Genomic DNA, 23,275 nt, shown 5'->3' on the forward strand with positions numbered 1-23,275 from the left:
TTGATATGGGAGAAAAATTTAAGCACCTAACTTATAGTGACCGACTAACAATAGAACGGATGCTCTTAAAGAACTTTTCAAAGAAAGACATAGCAGCGGCTATAGGCTGTAGCCTTAGGACAATCTATTATGAAATTAAAAGAGCAACTTATGTGCATACAAATACAGATTTAACTACTGAAATTAGGTATGATCCAGAAATTGCTAATGCCAATTACAAGGATAAATTAAAAGCAAAAGGGAGAACACCTAAACTCATATCTGATCTTGAATTTAAAAAATATGTTGAAACAATGATAGTACAGTACAAATATAGCCCTGAAGCCGTACTTCTTGGTATTAAGGAAGATGGGCTATATTTTGATGAAATGGTATTTTCTCATACAACTTTATATACAGGAATAAAGAGAGGTTACTTTGAGAATCTTAGTATGGTTGACTTGCCTAGACATGGGAAAAGTAACAAAAGAAAGAAGAAGAAAGTTGTTCAAAAACGGATTGCTCCTGGTACATCTATTGAAAAGAGAGATAGAACGGTACTTGGTCGAGAGACCTTTGGAAACTGGGAAATGGATTCCGTAGTTGGAAAATCCACCAACAAGAAAACAGCACTTGCTCTAACAGAACGAAAAACACGATATGAAATTATTGAAGTGCTGAAAGCTCACACTGCTGATGAAGTGGCTAAAGCTCTTAATCGAATAGAAAAGCGGCTTGGTGCTAGTTTTTATTCGGTTTTTCAAACAATTACTGTGGATAACGGATCTGAATTTAAGGACTTTGAAGCTCTTGAAAAAGCGATAAATCGTGTTGGTAATAGAACTAAAATCTATTATTGTCATGCCAGATCACCACAGGAACGTGGCTCTAATGAAAATGCAAATTTATTAATCAGAAGATGGTTGCCAAAAGGATCAGATTTTGACAAGATCCTTACCAGAGACAAAGTTAAGAACGTGGAAGAATGGATAAACTTCTACCCAAGACGATTGTTTAAAGGCAAGTGTTCGTTCGTATTATTTCAAGAAGAATTAGCATTATTATGATATCTACAAAGTTATCCACAATTACACATTCCTATTCAAATATAAGGAGATATTGCCAATAATATCCCCTTAATTTCTGTTTGTTGATTTATATTTTTAATTCTATGACATTAGATATTCTAGTTTCTACTATATATATTAATGTTTAGTATATTTAATATTTACCCTATATTCATATATAATTGACTTAATTTTAATATTTTTAATTTATTTGGAAATTAACTATTGACATTTAAGATTTACACACAAAAAATATAAGTATTGAATATAATAATTATACGGTATATTATGAAATTTACATATGTTTTATAGTTTGTTTGGGTAGGTTTTATTCTTTTCTTGAGTTCTTTTTATGGCATAGCCATCTTTTTATTTCTTATTTTAAAGTTAAAGAATTATAAAATATAAAATTTGACAATTCAAATATTCAAATTATATACTATTGAAAAATTCCGTATGGGGCGCACTTACAGACACACTTCGTATATCTATTTTAGTGCAGTCTGCGACGCTGAAAGGATTTTTCAATATGGCAATATTCAGTATGGAAAGTCCTAGTAAATTTTCGAGGGAGCTTAGCATATGAATACAATTACGAAAGAGATAATCCTAGAAAGACTTAATTGCTTTAAGGAAAGAGTTGACGAATTGGGTGGAATTACCTGCAAAATAGTATGCAAGGAAGCTGCAACAGAAAAAGAAATACTAGAACTTGAAAAGGAATTAGGGCTAAGCTACCGGATGACTTAAGGTGGGTACTTCTTAATGTATCGTCGCATTTAGAATTTTTCTGGAATCTCTATCATGAAGACGAAGAACTTTTAGAGTTACCAAAAGAGTTAGTGGAAATTTTTTCGGGTAATTTGTACTTCGGAATTGATACGATACTTAGCTGTGAAGACAGCAGAAAGGGCTGGATTGATATTTGTTATCCTGATTACAATAATCCATATGACAAAATCTTTCACAATAAATTAGCATTCCAAAAAGTGAGTAAGGGCGATTTATTTGCTATTGATTTGGAAGAAGAAAGCTATGGAAAAATCGTATATTTAAGCCATGATGGAAGCGATATGCACGGCTATGTAATGGCAAACTCATTTCAATAGTTTTTAGACGAATACACCCAAATAGGGTGTGTAGGTGGTGAGGATTGGCAGTTGGAAGCTTTTACAAACAATCATGCAACGCCTATAGATGGTAGCTGCGAAAATGCAAAGAAATGGCTTGAAATACTGTTTAAATGTAACTGAATCTTAGGAGACAGGTAAAATTATGATTACAGGTGTTGATTACATCTTATATACTGATAAAAGTCAGGATGCTCTTATAGAAAAAATAAAAGAAACTATTCCGTTTTGGGGGAATCCATACTTCGTTATTGATAATGAAGATGAAACAACAGATGTTTATATTTCCCGAGATGAGGAGATGTTTCAGCTAATGGAGGAAAAATGCTTTTATGCAGATGAACTTTCTGAAGAAGGTTCATTTTTACTAATAATTAATAAGCAATATTCATCAAAGCTAAATAGAATAACGCTAGTGCTAGCCGAAGAAGTTGATGAATCCAAATTTTCCAAGCAAGTATTAGGCTTTATCAAATCTATTTTGTAGAAAAATACGGGTTTCCGAATTTGAAGAATCCTAAATTTGAGGTTGAATTTGATATCGAGTGAGATGTGTCAAGTAAAATCATTGATGTGAAATATTGCCAATTACTGTTTTTTCTTGTTGTAAGATTTAAGTGATTTATTGGCTTAGAATAAAAGGATAAGGGGAGAAAGCTATGGGTACATGGAGCGCAAGCATTTTTGGCAACGATACATCTCTTGATATCAAAGATGAATTTTTTGAAAGGTATAATCAGGGAGAAGAGCCTGAGGATATAAAGAAAGACCTGCTTTTAGATATAGATGATGAAGATAGATTTAACGTGATGTTTGCTCTTGCGCAATGTATGTGGGAAGTAGGGCAATTAGATGAATCATTTTTATCTGATATAGAGAAAGTCATAGGGAATAAAGAGGACCTGTCTGTTCTTGAAGAACTTGGTGCTGATAAGTCATTCATTAAGCAGAGAACTGCACATTTAGAGAAATTCCTTAAAAAAATCAGCGTCAAAAAAGAAAAACCGAAAAAGAGGGTTGCTCCACCCATTCCTGTGGAAAGTAAATACAGAAATGGGGCAGTAATGGTATTTCAATACGAGGATGGAAGGTATGGGGCATTAATCTCTGTAGATGGCAAATTTTACGACAAGGAAACATACTATTCTTATATCCAGACAGATATTAAAATGTCAAGAAAACCAAGCATTGACGATGTTAGAGATGCGAGAATCATCGATCCGAGCTTTCATAGTGAAGAATACAATTCGTTTCGAGATCCAGCCTATTATTATTCCTTTGTGTATTGCGTTTCCGGTTATTTAAAGAGTACTGCGACGAAGCGATTTGAAAAATATAACGATAGTTTCTTTGAAGTTATCGGATATTTATCCGATTGGGGAGATTGCTGCAGCGGAACCTTTGACTGCTTTGACTATTATAGACAAAAGACTAGTGATGAATTTAGAGCCATTGCCAGCAAGGAATTAAGCAAAAGGTTTGATAAAAATCCAGATGTTCGTACAAGCATGACTGTTGGTGAGATAGATCTGGAAGCTCAAAATTATAATAGGTGGTTTTCAATCTAGAATACATAATAAATATAAAACGCCTTCTAAGATTATTCCTAATCTTAGAAGGCGTTTTATACATATAAGATTTAATATAGCGAACAGCGCTAACCCTCGATGTTTGGAAGTGTAGCCAGGCTCGCTTCAATTTCCTCGTCGCTTGGTACGTAGTCAGTCATATTGCCATCGTTAAACTGTTCGTAGGCATAGAGATCAAAGTAACCAGTTCCAGTAAGTCCAAACAGAATGGTCTTTTCTTCGCCAGTCTCTTTACACTTTAGAGCTTCATCGATAGCTGCCTTAATAGCATGACTACTCTCTGGAGCAGGGAGTATGCCTTCAACTCTGGCAAAGTCACGAGCAGCTTCGAAGACTTCTGTCTGTGTATAGCTTACAGCCTCGATTTCGCCCTGGTGATATAGCTCAGAAACGATTGGGCTCATACCATGGTAGCGTAGTCCGCCTGCGTGATTAGGTGCAGGGATGTAGCCACTGCCAATCGTGTACATCTTTGCCAATGGGCATACATGTCCTGTATCACAGAAATCGTAAGCATAACGACCTTTTGTAAGGCTAGGGCAGGATGCAGGCTCAGCAGCGATGAAGCGGTAGTCTGCCTCTCCTCTAAGCTTTTCGCCCATGAATGGTGACATGAGACCGCCTAAGTTGCTACCGCCGCCAGCGCATCCGATAATTACATCTGGCTTGATGCCGTACTTCTTCATTGCGGTCATAGCTTCTTCACCAATTACACTCTGGTGTAGAAGTACCTGATTTAACACGCTTCCTAGTACGTACTTGTGTCCATCGCTTGTCGCAGCCACCTCTACTGCCTCGGAAATCGCACAGCCAAGGCTTCCTGTCGTTCCAGGGTGCTCGCTCAGTATCTTTCTACCTACCTCTGTAGTTTCAGAAGGAGACGGTGTAACCGATGCACCATAAGTCCTCATAACCTCACGGCGGAATGGTTTTTGTTCATATGAAACCTTAACCATGTACACCTTGCAGTCTAGACCGAGGTAAGAGCAAGCCATGGATAGGGCAGTTCCCCACTGGCCAGCACCAGTCTCGGTTGTGACTCCTTTGAGCCCTTCCTTCTTAGCATAGTAAGCCTGTGCTATTGCTGAGTTAAGCTTATGACTTCCGCTAGTGTTGTTTCCCTCGAACTTATAATAAATCTTGGCAGGGGTCTGGAGTTTCTCCTCAAGGCAGTAAGCACGTACGAGAGGGGAAGGTCTATACATCTTATAAAAGTCTCTTATCTCCTCCGGAATCTTGATATATCTATCGGTATCGTTTAACTCTTGTTCTATAAGCTCATCGCAAAATACAGGTTTCAGATCATCGAAGGTTACTGGCTTTCCCGTACCTAGATTTACAAGTGGAGCGGGCTTCTCTTTCATATCAGCTCTCACATTGTAATAGTGTGTTGGCATCTCATTTTCTTGCAAATAAATCTTATAAGGTAGTGCGCTGTTGTTTGTGTTGTTTGACATTTTACTCTCCTTTGTCATCTCATCTAATCTTGCGAAGTGTGAAAGAAAGCAATAAAAAAACTCTCATCCCCAAATTGCTGGGACAAGAGTTGAATCTCCTGCGGTGCCACCCGGCATTGACGTAAAAACGCCCACTCCTTCGCATACTAACATATGCAGATATTGTTTACGAAGTATCTTCTCCGTCGCCCCTAATAGAGTCTAGATATTAAACTCGTTCAGTTTGCCCTCAGGAGACCATTCAGCAAAGCGCATACAGTCTGCAATCACACCATCTGCAAATCTCTCTTCTGCTGCATCTAAGCTTACTATTCTCCCTCAATGGTTTGTAATTTTTTACAATGTTAACATCGAAATCTGTGAGAGTCAACATATTCCATGATTGATTGTATTTATGCATATAATTATTTACATTAAATCACGTCTTGCTGTTGACTTATTATCTAAATGATGTTAAGTTATAGCCATAAAGATATTATCAAGATGATAATAAGTTGAGATGAGGTGAATACCATGAAAAAAACATTGATTGTTGTAGACATGCAGAAGGATTTTATAGATGGAGCATTAGGGACGAAAGAAGCAGTGGACATAGTTCAAAATGTTAAGAATAAGATTGCTGAATATAAGTCTAGAGGTGATGAAATAATTTTTACGAGAGACACTCATAAGCAAAACTACCTTGAGACGAATGAGGGTAGACATCTCCCGATAGAACACTGTATAGAGGAGACTGAAGGCTGGAAAATTCCGGAAGAACTTTATGTCGAAGGTGCTGCTTATTTAAATAAACCGAGCTTCGGATACATAGACTGGAACAAATTTGATTTTAAAGATGTCGAAATTATTGGACTTTGTACGGACATATGTGTAGTCTCGAACGCACTTATAATCAAAGCAGCATTTCCAGAAATTGATGTAACTGTAGATGCGAGCTGCTGTGCAGGAGTAACACCAGAGACACACGAGGCGGCATTAACTACCATGAAATGCTGTCAGATAAACGTAATAGGTGAAAAGTAAACACATATAGTTATTTAAACGGTAATTGGGAGAGCTTATATGATTCGTATAGATAATAAAGAAATTGATCTGAAGCATTTTCCGGATGGAACTATGCTCATAAAACACTTGTCTGATGGCGAAAATACTAAAATCACTTGGCTCTATGATAATGATGAAGAGTGCATGGTGATTTATTTCCTGGTGAAGCACCTAAGAACTTATGGGGTAAAGAGAATTGAACTACTAATGCCCTATATTCCAAACGCCAGAATGGATAGGGTAAAAAACTCCGATGAAGTATTCACGCTTAAGTATTTTGCTGAGTTTATCAATGATCTGAAATTCGATACCGTGGAGGTACTTGACCCACATTCAAATGTCAGTACCGCGTTAATCGATAACATCTCGATTATTGAACCGACGGATATTATCTTACATCTACTTGAAACCGTGAATAGTGACGGAAATACCATTCTGTTTTTTCCAGACGAAGGGGCAATGAAAAGGTATTCTCACATAGCATCAAAGTGCAATATTCCGTATGTGTTCGGCATGAAGAAGCGTGACTGGAGATCAGGGGAGATATTGGGGCTTGAAGTGCTTGGAGAAACCGATATAGTTTCAGGCAAAAATATCCTTATTATCGACGATATATGCTCGAGGGGCGGAACGTTTTTACACAGTGCCAAAGCTTTAAAAGCCATGGGTGCTGCCGATATTGATCTATATGTGTCTCACCTCGAAAATGCAGTTTGGGAAGGTGAAATGATTAAGAGCGGACTCGTTAGAAATGTTTATACAACTAATAGCATATATCGATTTCAGGATAAGGGAACAGTTAGGGTTGTAAGGGAATATTAGAGAGGAGTTCATCATGAGTGCGAAGAAGATAAATCCTATGCTGCTTATAGATTTTTACAAGGCTGTACATGCCGAAATGCTACCTAAAGGAATAACAAAGTCCGTTTCATATTTTACACCGAGGATGAGCCGCGTAAAGAGATGGGACAAGATTGTAATGTTCGGACTTCAAGGCTTTATTAAGAACTATTTAATTGATTACTTTAATGATGAGTTCTTTGGAAGACCTTTTGATGAAGTAATCGAAGATTATAAAAGGATTATGGATAACGCGCTTGGTAGTGAAGCTTATAAAATAGAGAAAGTGGAAAAGCTACATCATCTTGGGTACCTGCCAATTGAGATTGTGGCCCTACCAGAAGGCACATTAGTGCCAATGCATGTGCCTATGTTCGGAATTACTAATACACACCCAGACTTTGCATGGCTTCCTCAGTCGCTTGAAAGCTTAATATCTGCTGAAAGCTGGCATCCTATGATCGCTGCAACTGTCGGATATACGTATAGGCAGATTGTAAATGAATATTACGACAAAACATGTGATGATAATATTCCTCGTGCGAGAGCTCTAGGAGCATTTGACTTCAGAGGCGAAGAATCTGTAGAATCTGCCGTAAAAGCTGGTGCAGGCTGGTGCCTATCGTTTTTAAATACCGCTACCGTTCCGACTATCCCTTACCTCGAGGCTAACTACGATTGTGATTGTACGAAGGAGTCTGTAGCATTTGGAAGTCCAAGCACCGAGCATTCGGTTATGTGTAGCAATTATGCAATAGATGGTGATGAAATTACCTTACTCAGAAGGCTTCTTACTGAGATATATCCAAATACAAGCTTTAGTGCCGTTTTAGACTCATATGACTACTGGAATATCATAGATAACGTGCTTCCTGAATTAAAGCCTGAAATCACAGCCCATAACGGATGCATGCTAATGAGAGGAGATTCTGGGGACTGCGTCGAAGTTGTAACTAAAACTGTCTTCAAGCTGTGGGAGCAGTTTGGAGGAACGATTAATAGTAAGGGCTACAAGGTCCTTGACCCTCATGTAAAAGCAATTTACGGTGACTCGATAACTGTCCAAAGATGCGAAGAGGTGTATAGGATACTCGAGGAAAATGGATTTGCTTGTTCTAATGTCGCCCTAGGTGTAGGTTCGTTTTCAATGCAGTGCATCGAAGAAGATGGGGTGCTGAAACCGTTTACACGAGATACTTTCAGCTCGTGCATTAAAGCTACTTACTGCGAGATTGAGGGAAAACCATATCCCATTTTCAAGAATCCTAAGGACGGTGGATTCAAGAGGTCACAGAAGGGCTGCTGTGCTGTGTTCAAGGATGATAATGGTGAGTTTACTTACAAGGATGAATATACCTGGGAAGAAGTATGCCGAAATCCTAAGAACGAATTAATTTCAGTTTTCAAAGATGGTAAACTTACAGTAAATCAGACTCTAGCGGAAGTAAGAGCTGTGCTACACGAAGGTGAATTTTAAACGGCAAAAATAAATAATAATTTCGTAATATTTTAAAAGGATATGATTATGAGGGAATATAGATTCGATGCAGAAAAGACAAAAGCTGAAGTGATTACGTGGATTCGTCGGTTCTTCGAGGAGAATGGGCCTGGCTGTAATGCAGTGCTAGGCATATCAGGTGGAAAAGACAGCTCCATCGCGGCAGCCCTATGCGTAGAGGCGCTTGGTAGGAACCGTGTAATAGGCGTGCTTATGCCAAATGGCGAGCAAACTGATATCGAAATGGCGAGGCTATTAATTAATCATTTAGGAATACGGAGCATCGAGATTAATATCAAGTCTGCCGTGGATGGGGTACTGAATGGAATCGAATCAGGTAAGAAGAATGGATTGAACTTAGAGATCTCAAAGCAGACAAAAGAGAACCTCCCTCCTAGGATTAGAATGTCGACGGTATATGCGATAAGTCAAAGCATGAATGGTAGGGTTGTTAATACATGCAATCTTTCAGAAGATTGGGTTGGTTATTCAACTAGATATGGTGACTCTGTCGGTGACTTTAGTCCGATGTCTAATTTGACTGTAACAGAAGTTAAGAAAATTGGTCGTCTGTTAAACTTGCCAGATGTGCTTATTGACAAGGTACCTATCGATGGACTGTGTGGAAAAACCGATGAAGATAACCTCGGGTTCACTTATGAAATGCTAGATGTATATATTAGGACAGGCGAGATTACCGACTTAGAAAAGAAAGAAATTATAGATAGAAAGCATGCACAGAATTTATTTAAATTGAAACTCATGCCTATGTTTGATCCTAAAATTGATACTATATAATTAATAATTACTTACTAAAGAACTGAAATTATAGTAATGGAAAGAATAATTGGTTAGCGGGAGATGACCTATATGACATACGACATAAATAGTTCTGAAGAGAGGGAATACCTCGAGGATTACAATATTGAGCAATTTGAACGTCCATCAGTTGCCACTGATATAGTTGCTTTTGCTGTAATGCAGGAGGGGGAGCAAAGTAATATCAGGAAGCTGGCAAATAGAGAGCTTAAACTTTTGCTCGTCAAGAGATCTCAATTTCCGTACAAAGGTGTCTGGGCGCTCCCCGGAGGTTTTTTACGACCAGGTGAAACCATCGAGGAAACTGCAAAGCGTGAACTCCTTGAGGAAACAGGCGTAGAGAATCCATTTTTACACCTAGCAGGGGTGTACTCAGAAGCCGGAAGAGACCCTAGAGGCTGGATTATATCAAATAGCTTCATATCTCTAATTAATGCGGAAAATTGCTCACTAAGGGCGGATACTGATGCGTGGGATGCAGCCTGGTTTTGCGTAAAGCTTCAGAGTGAGGATATTTCGTCTGATGATTCTGCAAGCACAACTAAAATAATAAAACACATTCTCACTTTATCTTTTGACAGTACCTCGTCCGATAGCAATATAAAAGGTGATGACAATATTGAGATTAAAGCGATTGTGTCAGAGAAATCAACAAGAAAAGGTTACAATCACGTATCGAGCTATCAGATAGTAGAGAGCGGCGAGCTAGGATTTGATCATGCCAAAATCATAGTCCAGTCACTTCTCGAGCTCAGAGATATGATGGAGTACGACCTTAGAGTTGCGTTTGATTTATTGCCAGAGTCATTTACCTTGGCTCAGCTACAGAGCACCATTGAAAAGGTGACGGATAAGAAGTTCCTGTCTGCAAACTTCAGAAGGAAGGTTGCAGAGTATGTTGAAGAAACTGGAGAGGTAATTGAGGGATATGGACATAGACCAGCGATGCTGTTCCGCGTAAAGAGTGCAAATCATTAAAAATAAGCTGCTGGACAAGTTATATAATTATGTGAATTAACCTAAGGAGATATACATGATAGCAAAGGCTGGAGATATTTACTGCGTTTACAATGAACTTTTTAAGAAATACACTGCTTGCCAAGTAACAAAGGTAGATGACAGCGGTAAAAATCCGCAGGCTATTATATTGTCACTTAACTGGTTCGGTGATAAACTACCTGAACTGGATGATCTTGCTACGGTGACACCACTTTATATCGATTACATGTACTGGAATAGAGCTTTACATATGAAATAGGAACACAAGTTCTTCTTTTAGCCTGGATTGTGTAGGTTAATATTAAGATAATAAGCAAAGAAAGTTATATGAAATATAAAAATAAATGGAGGTGACATAATTGAAACCACTAATTGTATATTATTCGTACTCTGGAATAACAAAAAAACTTGCAGAAGATATTGCATTAATTACGGATGGCGATTTGAGAGAACTAAGACCACAAAAACCCTACTCATTTTCATATAATACAGCTGTGAAAGAAGCAAGAAAAGAAATTGAAAAGGGATACTGTCCACCTCTTATTGAAGGGACAGAGCCTATTGATAATTCAGGAGTAATTTTTATAGGCTCCCCTAATTGGCTTAAAACTTTTGCTCCGCCTGTTCTTTCCTTCTTAAGGAAAGTTGATTTAAGCGGAAAGACAATTATTCCATTTTGTACACATGGTGGAGGTGGTTTTGGGAGAATGATTGAAGATTATAAAAAAGAATGTAATAACTCAATAATAAAAGATGGATTAGCTTTAAAGGGAGGGTACAGTTTTGATGAACTTCAAAACTGGTTAAAAAGAAACCTATAGCCTTGTAGACTGAAAGCCGGGTATATCATGTCAGTCTTTTTTTGATAGATTAACTTATGTCTATAGATAGACTTGTGTTTATACAGTAGAAACCTATAGGATTTACACACATAATGTAGGAAATAGAGTTTATAAATTATATCCATAATATTCTTGTTATATGGTAGACTGTGTAAAATATAAATTTTAAATATCACGAGGAATTGATATGAAATATACGATTGAGACAATGGATAATGAACTATGCAACCTGGAAAGCAATGATGAGAAAGAACGTAAAAAAGCCTCAAGTTATTATATGAGAGCTGCATGCAAAGAGCTTGGTACTAAAAATACAAAGCCAATAAAGATTTGGTTTATTATCAATACAGATAGGTATATCTCAGCAATTAAAAAAGAGACCGATATTGATACTATATGGAACAATGTATATACTCTCCAAAGCTTTTGTGCACGATATATTCATTTAAGTCATTTATATAAGGCTGACTCAGATATAATTACAGAAGACAAAATTAATCATTTTGAAGAAGAAAGTAAAAAATACGTTAGATATTTGCTTGAGACACAAAAACATCCCAAGGTGCTGCAGGCTGTAGCATCGTTCTTTTGTATATATGAAGAAGCATTTGTATGGGATGTTTTCATAAAAGTATTAGAGAAGAAAAGAGATAAACTTACGTTGTCCCACATTAAGATTGCTATCAGGCAGTGCTATAGTTCTTCCCAAAATGATTGTACAAGGAGCTTTATATCGAAAAAACAGCGAGAAAAACTTATAGCTATTTTGAAGGAAAAGGATATTTTACATAGAGAAATAGAATTGCTAGAAAGCATGTAAATAGGAAAAGGGAGTAGCATTACGCTTACTCCCATTTTATATGCTGCGCTCCGACGCTATATTGATAAGGCGATTCGTCATTTCTAAAATTAACCACAATGCGATAAGATTTCCATAATATGTATTCATCTGTCTGTAGCGTTAGATAGAAGGTTTTTTCCACCATATTCTCTTTATAAAAAAATGGATTAACAGAAAAGGTTGATGCCATTCTCTTAGTCTTAAAGTCACGATAACTTAGCTGTGATAAAGCAGTATTGTTGAATTTAACCTTATCTAATTCTTCGTTTTGAGCCGCTATTCTATAAAATGTTACAACACAGTTCTTGAGCTTATCCATATCTTCGCTGTTTGGTGTAAGGAACATATGTCCGTATGATTTTCCATCTTTCGTAATCTCTACGAGATCCCCGTAGTAGAAGTGATCATTTCGCTTGTTTACAATTATGTCATCGGCAGTTCTGTCTTTAAAAGTGTAACCGGATGAGAGTAATTTAGAAGCTTTCGTTTCACCTATAATCACGTTTGTACTACCTAGCTGCACACTGATAGGCTTTACTGGTATACCTGACATTGATAAGCACAGTGCCAACACAAATGAGGTAAAGAATATTGAGCCAATTACCGCGTTTGTTGAAGCATATACGTAAACGGGTTTGTTTGATTTATTTCTAATTACTGATATGAATTTAATAATGCCTTGAATTAACATCGTTACTATAACGAGTCCAAATTGTGCCTTTAGGCATTTATAAGTAGTATATGGTATATTGTGAGTTTTATGGAACATTACAATCAAATACAGCAGATTCACAATAATCAGACGTACAATAAAAAACGTAGCTTCTTTGAGCGCTGTTGCGTCAGTTATATTATCAAAGTTATTAAAGTTTCGGTGCCTAAATGCTTGTCCGATCTTGTAAATCCATGCAGGAACATCTTTGACAGTTCTTACACAATATGCAAGCTCGAAGTATATGTAAATCGTGATAATACAAGAAAAAGAGAGAATGCCTAAAAATATCCAAAATATTGATAAAAAGCTCATATACAGACCTCTTTCTACATAAATTACATGCTTTAAAAATGTAATGATATATCATTATAGCAAGATATATAAACCTATGTTTAAAAAAATTATTGCTGAATTCATTCCAGAAGGAATTGAAACTAGAAAACGCTCACTTGGTAGAGGAGAAAATGAAACGCTGATAGCAGACGATAAGTTTGCATTACGCTGGGTTGAAGGTATAGATATTAGTTTGCCGACTCTCATTTCTGCATCAGGAGTATATCAGTATTTCGATGAAGCTAAAATAAATATTACACAGAAATAGATTATAAAGACCTACTTACAGATGCAATAGCATCAAGTGAGTAAGTTTTATAATGAATAGGAGGGGCATGGTAAATGGATGACAATAAATACAATACATGTACTTGTATCCGATGCAAGTACATGTTGTAATTCTAATACAACATAAAGAAAGAGGAAAGACATGGATACAAAATTTTCAATGACGCTTCATATTTTAGTTTACATAGCAGAATCAAAAGACGTCGTTACTTCTGAGCTTCTTGCAAAAAGTGTTGGTACTAATTCGAGCCATATACGAAAAATACTTCTTCTGTTAAAGGAAGCAGGGTTAATAGAAAGTAAAAAAGGTAAGAAGGGAATTTCACTTAAGTTAAAGACTGATGAATTAACTCTAGATAAGATATATTTCGCGGTCTATCTAGATAAGATTCTATTATACGTTCATGATTCTGCTAACCAAGAGTGCCCTGTTGGTGCAAATATCCGAGAAGCATTGTTACCAATATTTGAAGAATCTGAGAAACAGTTAATTCTAAGTTTAAAGGGCAAAACATTAAAATCGTTAATTGATGATATGTATAAATTGCACAGCGCAAAGTAGAAAGGATAAAAAATGAAAGCAGCACAGGTAAAACAGTACAACAAAAGTAATATAGCCGTAGAAATTGCGGATATAGAAAAGCCGGCAGTGGGAGCACATGACGTACTAATCAAAGTATCGGCTGCGGGAGTTAACCCGCTTGATAACATGATTTCTCGTGGCGAAGTTAAAATGATAGTTCCATATAAGCTTCCAACTGTAGCAGGAAATGAGGTTGTTGGTGTAGTTGAAGAAATTGGTGATAGAGTCTCGAAGTTCAAAGTTAATGACCGTGTTTTCGCTAGACTTCCGCTTAATAGAATTGGAGCCTTTGCAGAATATGTAGCTGTTGATGAAGATGCTCTTGCAATAGTTCCAGAGTATTTGAGCGATGTAGAGGCGGCCGCTGTACCACTGACAGCTCTTACAATCATGCAAGCTCTAGATGTAATGGAAGCCGAAAGTGGCAAGACGATATTCATCTCTGGTGGAACTGGTAGCGTTGGAGCTATGGCCATTCCAATTTCTAAAGCTAAGGGTTTAATAGTAATCACGAATGGAAGTGCAGAGAATAGGGATCGAGTTCTTGAATTAGGTGCTACAAGATTTATTGACTATAAGACCGAAGACTACTCAGAGGTTGTATCAGGTGTAGACTATGTGCTTGATACCCTTGGAGGCAAAGAAACCGAGAAGCAAATGTCTATTCTTAAAAAGGGTGGAAAGCTAGTATCCCTTAGAGCAATGCCAAATGGTTCTTTTGCAAAGCGTATGAACTTACCGGTTTGGAAGCAGTTTGTATTTGGTATCGCTGGTCGTAAATTTGATAAAATGGCTGATAAATATGGAGTTTCGTACAATTTTATATTTGTAAAGTCAGATGGTAAACAGCTAACAGAAGTTTCAAACATCTTTGAAGAGCTAAAAATTAAACCATCAATTGATACAGTATTTGATTTTGATGATGTAAATGACGCCTTAGATAAAGTTGCAAATGGACGTTCTAAAGGTAAAACAGTTATTTCGATGATGTAATAATAGAAGGGGATTATGATGAGATTTATAGAAGTTGAAAAAATGCCAATAGATATTAAAAAGGCGATTAATGAACGTGTTAGTACGAGGAGCTTTCAGGAGAAATCTATAACTGATGCTGATAAAACTAAGCTTATGGAATTTAATAATACGCTGAATAATCCTTTTGATGTAAATGTTAAGGTGCAGTATATCAGCAAAGAACAGGGAGCAGACAGTGTAAAACTTGGTACTTATGGAACGATAAAAGGTGCTAAGGATTATTTAGCAATCACAGTTAATGATGAACCCTATGCTATGGAGGCTATTGGATATCAGTTTGAAAATTTGATTCTTTATGCTACTGAGATGGGACTTGGCACTGTGTGGCTTGCAGCAACATTTAGTAGAAAAGACTTTGAAAAGGCAATGAATATAAGCGATAAGGAGCTATTCCCGTGTATATGTCCAGTTGGATATAGTAGAGAGAAGCGTTCGTTTATAGAGAAATTTACTAGAGCAAGCCTGGGATCTAAAAAGAGAAAAGCATGGAGTGATATATTCTACGATGGTGACTTCACACAGCCGCTTACTGAAGCAGATGCTGGTAAATACGTTGAGGCACTAGAGATGTTAAGATTAGCACCCAGCTCAACTAATGCACAACCATGGGCTGTAATTAAGGAGGGGGAAACATTCCATTTCTTCTGCAACTATAAGAACAGCATAAGTGATGACATGAAGAAGATAAAGCATCTTGATGTTGGTATTGCTTTATCGCATTTCCATCAGACGCTATTGAGCGATGGACTAGAAGGGAAATTTGAGAATATAGATACAGAGTTTGATGTTCCGGAGGAGATGCACTATGTTATTTCCTTCGTGGGAAGTAAATAGGCATAATTATATTTACCTATTGAATAAGCTATGTAGTGTGTGTTACGGCAGATTCATTATCATAAAAATTACGACTAATATAACTACCTCACAAGTGTACATTAGTCAATAATGTGAGACCAAATATGTAAAAATAAAAAAGCCATATGATATCATTGAATTGTTTTACCAAAGTGAGTGATAAGTTGCGCCTTGAGTTGTGAATGCCTCTCAATAGGAGATATCCAGCCGAGTACAGCCATCGGAATTCGATTTGAGCGACGCATATATCTGTACATCTGCTCTTTCAGATCCTAGAAAGAGTAGAAACTCAGAAAGTTATAGAATCGCTCCTGATCATTTCTCTGGCGCGTTCCACCTTTCCGTTGTGCCATGGAGTTCTTGGCCGAATAAGTTTGTGGTCAATTTCTATGCTTTCACAAAAGCGATCAAACGGATGTATACGGCTACAATCTCTGGGATATGTAAATTCAAAACCATTATCAGTTGGGATGATTTTAGGCTTATACCCAAAGTAGACTATTGCGCGTTTTACAAAGTCAATTGTACTGTAGCTGCTTTGTTCACGATATGGATAAATAGATCATTGATCCACTTGAGGTCCATATCCGTATGAGCGCTTGGGGTGAGTGCTGATTGGTCGATGAGACTTATCTCTAAGAGAGTCTCTGCTTCCGTCAAATCGTTTGTTCCAGTGCATAAGAGACGCTTTTGATATATGGTATTTTCGGCAGACAAATTGTACAGAGTTACCACCACGGTATAGCTTTACAGCATAGAATCTGGTATCGATAGTATGTGGGAGATATCGTTGAGAATGTGTTATACTGTTCGTGAGCGATTGAATGTCCTTTCGTTAGTTGATTTTGTGGTAAAACCATTCTAACGGACTCAATCGCTTTTTTCTATACCTGAGGTCTCACATCTATTGTAGAGCTACATATACTTATATTTGTATAGTAGAAACCTAGAGGATTTTGAAAGATCAAATGGAGTATAATATTATGTATCATCAGAGAAATATAGGAGATACAAGATGAATTTACTAATTCATGATTTAAGCAAAATTGAAGTTGATAAATTTATTGGAGAGAATGATGATATAAAGATCATTTCAAATAACAGCTCAATAAGAAGTTGTATGGGGTGCTTCGGCTGTTGGATAAAGACACCAGGCAAATGTGTGATAAATGATGACTATCAAAATATGGGGGCGTTACTTGGGGCGGCAGAAAATGTCATTGTCATCAGTCACTGTTTCTGTGGAGGATATAGCCCTTTTATAAAAAATGTAATGGACCGAAGCATTCCTTATTTACTTCCTTTTTTCAAAATAAAACAAAATGAAACACATCATAAGCAGCGCTATCGTAATAAGTTTAATCTTATTGTTAGTTTTTATGGAAAAGAAATTTCATATAAGGAAAAGGAAATCGCTATACGGCTAATAGAGGCTAATGCAATTAACTTTGATGTAGCCGCTAGTAAAATTAGCTTCTATGACTGTGAAGAAGAGGCCTTGAGAAAGGGGTTATCATATGGAACTCACAATTGTTAATGGTAGTCCAAGACGCGGTAAGAGTAACTCGGGATTACTTATAGAGTTGTTAATGCCACTCATACAAGAGAAAAATGAAGTGAAGATTATTCATGTGGAGAGCTTTAAATCAGCAGATAAGAATGTTGAAGAAATTGTTAAAGCAGATATACTCATTTTTGCTTTTCCTCTATACGTTGATAGTATTCCATCTCACATCCTGTATCTTATGGAGAAAATAAGTGAAAATTATAGAAACGGTAATTGCATTATATATTTAATTGTGAATAATGGATTTTATGAAGGTGAACAGAATCATATTGCCGTTCAGCAGATGAAGTTTTGGTGTAATGACACTGGTTTTGTTTGGGGGCAAGGAATAGGTTGTGGAGCTGGTGAGATGCTGCCTTTTCTAGAAAAAGTACCACTCGGACATGGACCGAATAAAAATTTAGGCGATGCTTTAGAAGTGTTTGCCGCAAACATCAATAGACAGAACTCAGGAGAAGATTTATATATTAAGCCTAATTGGCCAAGATTTATATGGAAGCATCAAGCTAATAGAATGTATTGGATTCCGAGGGCTAAGAAGAATGGCTTAAAAAAGAAGGATATATTTAGGAAATAGATTATATTTTTCAATTGAAAAAAACTTCTACAATTCAACATATTATACATTGTGCAATATGGTATGGTTTGAATGAATAGTGCACAATTTAAACTTGCAATAAGGAGTATAACAAAGATGAATAAAAAGGTAGATAATATAATAATTGGTTTTGGGAAAGCTGGAAAGACGCTGGCTAACTATCTTGGAAATGAAGGTGAGAAAACCGTTCTTGTAGAGAAATCGCCAGAGATGTATGGTGGAACTTGCATCAACGTTGGTTGCATCCCTTCTAAGTTCTTAGCAACTTGTGCAGATAGAAAGGCTTATAGCAATGCTGATAATAGAGCATATTATAAAGAATCTGTGCTTGGTAAGAAGAATCTTATATCGAAGCTGAATAAAGCAAATTACGATAAGGTTGAAAGTAATGAAAACGTAGAAGTTCTAGATGGTAAAGCTTCATTCAAAGACGATCATACAATCCTAGTTGATAATGGCGCGGATTCATATGAGATATTCGCTGAAAAGATTTTTATCAATACTGGGACTAGACCATTTATTCCTAATGTTGAAGGTCTTGAAATAGGAAACCACATTCATACGAGTGAAACGCTGATGGACCTCGAGGAATTCCCTGAAACGCTAGCTATTCTAGGTAGCGGATTTATAGGATTAGAATTTGCAGCAACATATGCAAAGTTTGGAACTAAAGTAACGATTATTGACAAGGGAGATAGACTACTACCACGAGAAGATGACGATGTGGCGGACGTTGTATATGAATCATATAAGTCATTAGGTGTTGATATTCTATTCAATTCAGAAATTAATCATGTTGAGCAGAGCGATGATGAAGTTTTAATCGCCTATACCGAAAATGGTGTAAGCAAAGAGCTCAGGGCAGATGCGCTACTAGTTGCTACTGGCAGAAGAGCAAATGTTGAGGACCTGCATGTAGAGAATGCTGGAGTTGAGGTTTCAGAGCGTGGATTTATCAATGTAAATGATCACCTGCAGACTAACAAGCCACATATCTTCGCAATGGGAGATATCAACGGCGGACCGCAGTTCACATACGTTTCTCTCGATGATTTCCGCATTGTGAAAAGTTATTTGGATGGGGATGGAAGCTACTCGAGAAAAGAGAGACAGGGTATTGCGTTCTCTGCATTTTTGCATCCTACATTTTCTAAAGTTGGTCTTGGTGAAAAGGACGCAAAGGAAATGGGTTATAACGTGAAGGTTGCGACCTTGCCTGTAACGGCTATTCCAAAGGCAAAGATTCTTGGAAATCAGACGGGCGTGTACAAGGCTATTGTTGATGCGGATACGGATCAAATTCTTGGAGTGGTTCTCTTTGGCGAGGAGTCACACGAAATTATCAATATCGTAGTTACAGCTATGATTGCAAAGCAGCCATACAGAGTGCTAGCAAATCAGATATTTACACATCCGACAATGGCGGAAGCACTCAATGACTTGTTTAGCTCGATTAAGTAATTAATGTCATTTAATTAACTACTCAGCAAGTATCTTGCAATTCACGGATAAAAAATATATAGTTACTTGGATACAAAAAGGAGGGACTTTTATGACAAATTACAAAACTAGCACGGTATGCGTACAGGGTGGTTACGAGCCAAAGAATGGAGAGCCGAGAGTAGTTCCAATAGTTCAGTCCACCACTTTTAAGTACGAATCATCAGAGCAGATGGGAAATCTATTCGACTTAAAAGAGTCTGGATATTTCTATACTAGACTTTCTAACCCCACTAATGATGCAGTGGCAAACAAGATTTGTCAGCTAGAGGGTGGCGTTGCAGCTATACTTACGTCGTCTGGTCAAGCTGCAAATTTCTATGCGATGATGAATATTGCAAGCGCAGGTGATCATATTATTTCTAGTTCCGCTATATACGGTGGAACATACAATCTAATCGCACACACTATGAAGCAGATGGGCATTGAGTCGACCTTTGTTGAACCCGATATTTCACCTGAAGAGTTAGAGAAGAAGTTCCAGCCTAATACAAAACTTGTATTCGGTGAGACTTTATCGAATCCTTCACTAAGTGTACTAGATATTGAAAAATTTGTGAATGCAGCACATAAGCATGGAGTACCACTAATCGTAGATAATACATTCCCTACACCAATTTTCTGTAAACCTTTCGAATGGGGTGTTGATATCGTTACACATTCAACCACAAAATATATGAATGGTACCGCTAACTCAGTTGGTGGAGCAGTTGTAGATTCAGGTAACTTCGATTGGACTAAGCATAGCGATAAATTCCCAGGTCTAACAACACCTGACGAGACATATCATGGCACTGTTTATACAGAGAGCTTTGGCAATGCTGCATATATTGTAAAGATGACAACCAACCTAATGCGTGACCTCGGATCTATTCCGTCACCTCAGAATGCTTTTTATCTAGGAATTGGGCTTGAAACGCTACATCTAAGAATGGAAAGACACTTCCAGAATGCACTTGCTCTCGCTAAACACCTTGAGAATCATCCTAAGGTAGCTTGGGTATCGTTCTCCGGACTTGAAAACGATAGCCAGCATGAGCTCGCGCAGAAATATCTTCCAAACGGATCTTGTGGAGTTATCGCATTTGGAGTTAAAGGTGGTAGAGAGGCAGCTATTAAGTTCATGGACTCGCTTAAGCTTGCAGCAATAGTTACACATGTGGCTGATTCAAGAACTTGCGTACTACATCCTGCATCTACTACTCACAGACAGATGAACGATGAAGAGTTAGCAGCAGCTGGAATCTCTCAGGATTTAGTGAGAATGTCAGTAGGTATCGAGGATATCGATGATATAATCGCTGACGTTAATCAGGCTCTTGAGCAGTAATTGCGTGAATACAGCTTACTAAATTAATTTAATAGAATTATCTAAAAAGGAGTTTCTATACCAGTCAATTTTCCGAGGTACAGAAACTTCTTTTTTAGTTGCCATATTGGGATAAGTAATAATACAAACAGTGCACTAAGAATATGATAATCATCTAAATTATTTTAAATCTAATACTCACATGTTATGATTAGTCAGAACACGGAAATAAATCAATGTGTTGCTTAATTATTATATATTAGATTAGAAAACAAGGTATCAATAAGAAATAGTTTAGCTTTTAATAAAGAGAGTGAGTAACAACGAAGGGAGAGAAACTTGTGAGTGATAGTAATTATTTGGTAATTGGTAAATATACTATAATTTTAACAGTGCTATGTATCGCTGTTATGATATTTACAATTGTTAGAAGGGGAGTAACTAAAAAATACAAAGGAGATTATATGGCTACCGGTATGATTATAGGTATTTTGTTTGGTATGATCGCTGGTTTGATATTTGGTAAGTCCAGTTTAGGAATGGCTATTGGAATGTCTCTCGGGGAGATATTAGGAATGACTATAGGTTTATTAATCCCTAGGAAATAAGTTATTATACGTTCATTAGCACGAAGGATACTTTGTAGTGGGTATCTTATATATCAAATCAAATACCTACAGTATATTAATTTGATACCTTCTTGCCCTTGTGATGTAAGTGATACAAGATTGCAAGTGTCGGTATTATACACACATATGCAATAACATTTAGAAGCATATTATTGAAATCTGTATCCAAAGATGGCGGTAATGTGCCACCTATATTGTTAACGCCGTGTGCTAACACAACAAGAAATAAAGATCTACACTTCTTCATGTAGTATGCTAAGATGATTCCTACTATTGCAGTATAAACGCCTTGGATAAAGCTACCGTGCCATACACCAAATATAATACCAGTTGCGAGTACAGGAAACCAAGAGTTTTTCGTTGTGTTCTCAAAGCTACTAAAGATGATGCCACGGAAAAGTATCTCCTCAATTATCGGTCCAACTACAACAATCGCGAGGAATAGCCATATATATGGACCTTTCTCCATATCACTATAGAGCGAATCAAATCCTTTAACTTGCTTTGCAAGGAAAGGCGAATAATCAGCAAGAATGTACATACCGTTTAGCCAAATGCTTGATATTCCTCCCGCACCGAATCCGAGTACTATAGCATATATTACTCCAGTTGGTTTATTTATAAGAACTTCTGGCTCTCTTTTTGTAAAAACTATGCGGTAGAATATATAGCATATAATTGATAATACGAAAGCTATAGATGCATCCATAAAGCTTGCGCTTGAACTCAGAAATTTATTGCTAACTGAGAATAATGTGAGGCCTCTTTCGATAACAACGGCTACCAAAGATGCCAATATGTCATATACAAATAAAAATATAAATGGTAGAAATAAAAAAAGTAATCTTTTTAAAGGTGATTTTTTTGTATCCAATTTATTTGCCTCCAATCATTTAGTTTATATGATATCATAAACTTTAAATTGATAATAGAAAGAATAGATAGGTCCTTATATAATAACAAGAATAGAAACAATGATTTTGAAAATATGAAAGGAAGTGTTTATGCATATATTTATATTGATAAGTCTGAAACTGTTTATAGGGTTCATTGTGATGATCATAATAATTAACGTCACGGGGAAGGGAAACCTTGCGCCATCATCTGCTAGTGATCAGGTGCAGAACTACGTGCTCGGTGGAATTATCGGAGGTGCTATGTACAATGATAGTGTTAAGATTCCTCAGTTTGTCGGCATCCTGTTCATCTGGTGTGCTATGGTCTTAATTCTGAGATGGATTAAACAGCATAACGTCAAGGCCAAGCAAATCCTCGATGGTAAGGCTCTTATTGTTATAGAGGATGGTAAAGTAAACATTAATAACTGTAAGAGAGTTGGACTTAGTGCTCATGAAATTTCATTTAAACTGAGGACTAAAAAAATTTATTCTACTAATAAGGTAAAAAGAGCAGTTATTGAGCAAGATGGCGATTTAATTATCGTAAATGAAGGTGAAGCGAATCCAAAGTATCCACTTATAACCGATGGTCAGATTCAGACTGACATATTGAGGGTTATCGGTAAGGATGAAGCGTGGCTGACTGAGGAATTAAATAAACGTGGTATAAAATCACACAGAGAAGTATTTCTAGGTGAATATGAAGACCGAAAGCTTCATTTAACAACTTACAATTAGAGGTTTAAATGTACTTAATAACGATATTACTAATTGCTTCATTTATATATTCATTTTGGAGAGATCGGAGAAGCTTTTTAAACCCGGCCCTACTAATGTTATGCATTATATTTGGCTATTT

At 36.9% G+C, this 23,275-nt stretch carries 26 protein-coding genes and 1 pseudogene; 23 read left to right on the top strand and 4 right to left on the bottom strand.

Features of this window, described 5'->3' with window-relative positions:
* Window positions 1–5: 5 nt before the first annotated feature.
* From QU661_RS03675 to QU661_RS03695, 5 genes are all read left to right on the top strand, one after another.
* A complete protein-coding gene (locus QU661_RS03675) occupies window positions 6–1,046 on the top strand; it encodes an IS30 family transposase (protein WP_304990367.1) in 1,041 nt (346 codons plus the stop codon).
* 582 nt (window positions 1,047–1,628) lie between these two features.
* The gene (locus QU661_RS03680) at window positions 1,629–1,796 is read left to right on the top strand and encodes a hypothetical protein (protein ID WP_304990368.1); all 168 of its coding nucleotides are present in this window, start codon (window positions 1,629–1,631) and stop codon (window positions 1,794–1,796) included.
* A complete protein-coding gene (locus QU661_RS03685) occupies window positions 1,769–2,155 on the top strand; it encodes an SMI1/KNR4 family protein (RefSeq protein ID WP_304990459.1) in 387 nt (128 codons plus the stop codon). The genes QU661_RS03680 and QU661_RS03685 overlap by 28 nt, the downstream gene beginning before the upstream one ends.
* 166 nt (window positions 2,156–2,321) lie before the next feature.
* Window positions 2,322–2,663, top strand: a complete 342-nt coding sequence (locus tag QU661_RS03690; RefSeq protein ID WP_304990369.1) for a hypothetical protein — start codon at window positions 2,322–2,324, stop codon at window positions 2,661–2,663.
* A gap of 172 nt (window positions 2,664–2,835) precedes the next feature.
* A complete protein-coding gene (locus QU661_RS03695; protein WP_304990370.1) occupies window positions 2,836–3,744 on the top strand; it encodes a hypothetical protein in 909 nt (302 codons plus the stop codon).
* 89 nt (window positions 3,745–3,833) lie between these two features.
* Here QU661_RS03695 and QU661_RS03700 read toward each other — a convergent pair whose 3' ends face one another.
* Window positions 3,834–5,222, bottom strand: coding sequence for a TrpB-like pyridoxal phosphate-dependent enzyme (locus tag QU661_RS03700; protein ID WP_304990371.1), 1,389 nt, complete (start codon window positions 5,220–5,222; stop codon window positions 3,834–3,836).
* 513 nt (window positions 5,223–5,735) lie between these two features.
* Between QU661_RS03700 and QU661_RS03705 the strand changes: the two genes are divergently transcribed.
* From QU661_RS03705 to QU661_RS03740, 8 genes are all read left to right on the top strand, one after another.
* Entirely contained in the window at window positions 5,736–6,245 is a 510-nt protein-coding gene (locus QU661_RS03705; RefSeq protein ID WP_304990372.1) for a cysteine hydrolase family protein, read from the top strand.
* A 39-nt stretch (window positions 6,246–6,284) separates the two neighbouring features.
* Entirely contained in the window at window positions 6,285–7,088 is an 804-nt protein-coding gene (locus tag QU661_RS03710) for a phosphoribosyltransferase family protein (RefSeq protein WP_304990373.1), read from the top strand.
* Window positions 7,089–7,101: 13 nt separating this feature from the next.
* Window positions 7,102–8,583 carry a nicotinate phosphoribosyltransferase gene (locus QU661_RS03715; RefSeq protein WP_304990374.1) on the top strand — a complete coding sequence of 494 codons (1,482 nt, stop codon included), beginning with the start codon at window positions 7,102–7,104 and terminating at the stop codon, window positions 8,581–8,583.
* A 48-nt stretch (window positions 8,584–8,631) separates the two neighbouring features.
* A complete protein-coding gene (nadE, locus tag QU661_RS03720; RefSeq protein ID WP_304990375.1) occupies window positions 8,632–9,402 on the top strand; it encodes an NAD(+) synthase in 771 nt (256 codons plus the stop codon).
* A 72-nt stretch (window positions 9,403–9,474) separates the two neighbouring features.
* The gene (locus QU661_RS03725) at window positions 9,475–10,401 is read left to right on the top strand and encodes an NUDIX hydrolase (RefSeq protein WP_304990376.1); all 927 of its coding nucleotides are present in this window, start codon (window positions 9,475–9,477) and stop codon (window positions 10,399–10,401) included.
* Window positions 10,402–10,456: 55 nt separating this feature from the next.
* Window positions 10,457–10,681, top strand: coding sequence for a hypothetical protein (locus QU661_RS03730; protein ID WP_304990377.1), 225 nt, complete (start codon window positions 10,457–10,459; stop codon window positions 10,679–10,681).
* A 100-nt stretch (window positions 10,682–10,781) separates the two neighbouring features.
* Complete coding sequence (locus QU661_RS03735; RefSeq protein ID WP_304990378.1) at window positions 10,782–11,243, top strand: flavodoxin; 462 nt, start codon at window positions 10,782–10,784, stop codon at window positions 11,241–11,243.
* A 208-nt stretch (window positions 11,244–11,451) separates the two neighbouring features.
* A complete protein-coding gene (locus QU661_RS03740) occupies window positions 11,452–12,084 on the top strand; it encodes a hypothetical protein (RefSeq protein ID WP_304990379.1) in 633 nt (210 codons plus the stop codon).
* Between the two features lie 25 nt (window positions 12,085–12,109).
* Here the strand turns inward: QU661_RS03740 and QU661_RS03745 are convergent, their stop codons facing one another.
* The gene (locus QU661_RS03745) at window positions 12,110–13,132 is read right to left on the bottom strand and encodes a hypothetical protein (protein ID WP_304990380.1); all 1,023 of its coding nucleotides are present in this window, start codon (window positions 13,130–13,132) and stop codon (window positions 12,110–12,112) included.
* Between the two features lie 76 nt (window positions 13,133–13,208).
* Here QU661_RS03745 and QU661_RS03750 point away from each other — a divergent pair, with 76 nt between their 5' ends.
* From QU661_RS03750 to QU661_RS03765, 4 genes are all read left to right on the top strand, one after another.
* Window positions 13,209–13,421, top strand: coding sequence for a hypothetical protein (locus QU661_RS03750; protein WP_304990381.1), 213 nt, complete (start codon window positions 13,209–13,211; stop codon window positions 13,419–13,421).
* 162 nt (window positions 13,422–13,583) lie between these two features.
* On the top strand, window positions 13,584–14,003 hold the full coding sequence (locus tag QU661_RS03755; protein ID WP_304990382.1) for an Rrf2 family transcriptional regulator: 420 nt from the start codon (window positions 13,584–13,586) through the stop codon (window positions 14,001–14,003).
* 12 nt (window positions 14,004–14,015) lie between these two features.
* On the top strand, window positions 14,016–15,017 hold the full coding sequence (locus QU661_RS03760; protein WP_304990383.1) for an NADP-dependent oxidoreductase: 1,002 nt from the start codon (window positions 14,016–14,018) through the stop codon (window positions 15,015–15,017).
* 15 nt (window positions 15,018–15,032) lie between these two features.
* A complete protein-coding gene (locus QU661_RS03765; protein ID WP_304990384.1) occupies window positions 15,033–15,893 on the top strand; it encodes a nitroreductase family protein in 861 nt (286 codons plus the stop codon).
* Window positions 15,894–16,045: 152 nt separating this feature from the next.
* On the opposite strand, the pseudogene QU661_RS03770 reads toward QU661_RS03765, so the two are convergent.
* Window positions 16,046–16,740: pseudogene (locus QU661_RS03770) on the bottom strand (integrase core domain-containing protein).
* Window positions 16,741–16,929: 189 nt separating this feature from the next.
* Between QU661_RS03770 and QU661_RS03775 the strand changes: the two are divergent.
* The 5 genes from QU661_RS03775 to QU661_RS03795 all read left to right on the top strand — a co-directional run bounded on the left by QU661_RS03775 (window position 16,930) and on the right by QU661_RS03795 (window position 21,496).
* Window positions 16,930–17,451, top strand: a complete 522-nt coding sequence (locus QU661_RS03775; RefSeq protein ID WP_304990385.1) for an NADPH-dependent FMN reductase family protein — start codon at window positions 16,930–16,932, stop codon at window positions 17,449–17,451.
* Window positions 17,432–18,058 carry an NAD(P)H-dependent oxidoreductase gene (locus tag QU661_RS03780; protein WP_304990386.1) on the top strand — a complete coding sequence of 209 codons (627 nt, stop codon included), beginning with the start codon at window positions 17,432–17,434 and terminating at the stop codon, window positions 18,056–18,058. Before QU661_RS03775 ends, QU661_RS03780 begins: the two co-directional genes overlap by 20 nt.
* Window positions 18,059–18,175: 117 nt before the next feature.
* The gene (locus QU661_RS03785; RefSeq protein WP_304990387.1) at window positions 18,176–19,540 is read left to right on the top strand and encodes an FAD-dependent oxidoreductase; all 1,365 of its coding nucleotides are present in this window, start codon (window positions 18,176–18,178) and stop codon (window positions 19,538–19,540) included.
* 91 nt (window positions 19,541–19,631) lie between these two features.
* The gene (locus QU661_RS03790) at window positions 19,632–20,909 is read left to right on the top strand and encodes an O-acetylhomoserine aminocarboxypropyltransferase/cysteine synthase family protein (protein WP_304990388.1); all 1,278 of its coding nucleotides are present in this window, start codon (window positions 19,632–19,634) and stop codon (window positions 20,907–20,909) included.
* Window positions 20,910–21,229: 320 nt separating this feature from the next.
* Window positions 21,230–21,496, top strand: coding sequence for a DUF2700 domain-containing protein (locus tag QU661_RS03795; protein ID WP_304990389.1), 267 nt, complete (start codon window positions 21,230–21,232; stop codon window positions 21,494–21,496).
* Between the two features lie 76 nt (window positions 21,497–21,572).
* Here QU661_RS03795 and QU661_RS03800 read toward each other — a convergent pair whose 3' ends face one another.
* Window positions 21,573–22,391: a CPBP family intramembrane glutamic endopeptidase gene (locus QU661_RS03800; protein ID WP_304990390.1), complete on the bottom strand. Its 819-nt coding sequence runs from the start codon at window positions 22,389–22,391 to the stop codon at window positions 21,573–21,575.
* Window positions 22,392–22,521: 130 nt separating this feature from the next.
* Here QU661_RS03800 and QU661_RS03805 point away from each other — a divergent pair, with 130 nt between their 5' ends.
* The gene (locus QU661_RS03805) at window positions 22,522–23,154 is read left to right on the top strand and encodes a DUF421 domain-containing protein (protein WP_304990391.1); all 633 of its coding nucleotides are present in this window, start codon (window positions 22,522–22,524) and stop codon (window positions 23,152–23,154) included.
* Window positions 23,155–23,275: the final 121 nt, after the last annotated feature.

The organism is Mogibacterium neglectum (assembly GCF_030644205.1).
In the GTDB taxonomy this organism is placed as follows: domain Bacteria; phylum Bacillota; class Clostridia; order Peptostreptococcales; family Anaerovoracaceae; genus Mogibacterium; species Mogibacterium neglectum.

Excerpts from the sequence above, each read along its gene's own strand:
- QU661_RS03690 (WP_304990369.1), top strand. The coding sequence starts at position 2,322 with ATGATTACAGGTGTTGATTACATCTTATATACTGATAAAAGTCAGGAT.
- QU661_RS03740 (WP_304990379.1), top strand. The coding sequence starts at position 11,452 with ATGAAATATACGATTGAGACAATGGATAATGAACTATGCAACCTGGAA.
- QU661_RS03680 (WP_304990368.1), top strand. The coding sequence starts at position 1,629 with ATGAATACAATTACGAAAGAGATAATCCTAGAAAGACTTAATTGCTTT.
- QU661_RS03700 (WP_304990371.1), bottom strand. The coding sequence starts at position 5,222 with ATGTCAAACAACACAAACAACAGCGCACTACCTTATAAGATTTATTTG.
- QU661_RS03710 (WP_304990373.1), top strand. The coding sequence starts at position 6,285 with ATGATTCGTATAGATAATAAAGAAATTGATCTGAAGCATTTTCCGGAT.
- QU661_RS03765 (WP_304990384.1), top strand. The coding sequence starts at position 15,033 with ATGATGAGATTTATAGAAGTTGAAAAAATGCCAATAGATATTAAAAAG.
- QU661_RS03775 (WP_304990385.1), top strand. The coding sequence starts at position 16,930 with ATGAATTTACTAATTCATGATTTAAGCAAAATTGAAGTTGATAAATTT.
- QU661_RS03675 (WP_304990367.1), top strand. The coding sequence starts at position 6 with ATGGGAGAAAAATTTAAGCACCTAACTTATAGTGACCGACTAACAATA.
- QU661_RS03715 (WP_304990374.1), top strand. The coding sequence starts at position 7,102 with ATGAGTGCGAAGAAGATAAATCCTATGCTGCTTATAGATTTTTACAAG.
- QU661_RS03745 (WP_304990380.1), bottom strand. The coding sequence starts at position 13,132 with ATGAGCTTTTTATCAATATTTTGGATATTTTTAGGCATTCTCTCTTTT.
- QU661_RS03750 (WP_304990381.1), top strand. The coding sequence starts at position 13,209 with ATGTTTAAAAAAATTATTGCTGAATTCATTCCAGAAGGAATTGAAACT.
- QU661_RS03725 (WP_304990376.1), top strand. The coding sequence starts at position 9,475 with ATGACATACGACATAAATAGTTCTGAAGAGAGGGAATACCTCGAGGAT.
- QU661_RS03790 (WP_304990388.1), top strand. The coding sequence starts at position 19,632 with ATGACAAATTACAAAACTAGCACGGTATGCGTACAGGGTGGTTACGAG.
- QU661_RS03730 (WP_304990377.1), top strand. The coding sequence starts at position 10,457 with ATGATAGCAAAGGCTGGAGATATTTACTGCGTTTACAATGAACTTTTT.
- QU661_RS03695 (WP_304990370.1), top strand. The coding sequence starts at position 2,836 with ATGGGTACATGGAGCGCAAGCATTTTTGGCAACGATACATCTCTTGAT.
- QU661_RS03805 (WP_304990391.1), top strand. The coding sequence starts at position 22,522 with ATGCATATATTTATATTGATAAGTCTGAAACTGTTTATAGGGTTCATT.
- nadE (WP_304990375.1), top strand. The coding sequence starts at position 8,632 with ATGAGGGAATATAGATTCGATGCAGAAAAGACAAAAGCTGAAGTGATT.
- QU661_RS03785 (WP_304990387.1), top strand. The coding sequence starts at position 18,176 with ATGAATAAAAAGGTAGATAATATAATAATTGGTTTTGGGAAAGCTGGA.
- QU661_RS03760 (WP_304990383.1), top strand. The coding sequence starts at position 14,016 with ATGAAAGCAGCACAGGTAAAACAGTACAACAAAAGTAATATAGCCGTA.
- QU661_RS03780 (WP_304990386.1), top strand. The coding sequence starts at position 17,432 with ATGGAACTCACAATTGTTAATGGTAGTCCAAGACGCGGTAAGAGTAAC.
- QU661_RS03705 (WP_304990372.1), top strand. The coding sequence starts at position 5,736 with ATGAAAAAAACATTGATTGTTGTAGACATGCAGAAGGATTTTATAGAT.
- QU661_RS03755 (WP_304990382.1), top strand. The coding sequence starts at position 13,584 with ATGGATACAAAATTTTCAATGACGCTTCATATTTTAGTTTACATAGCA.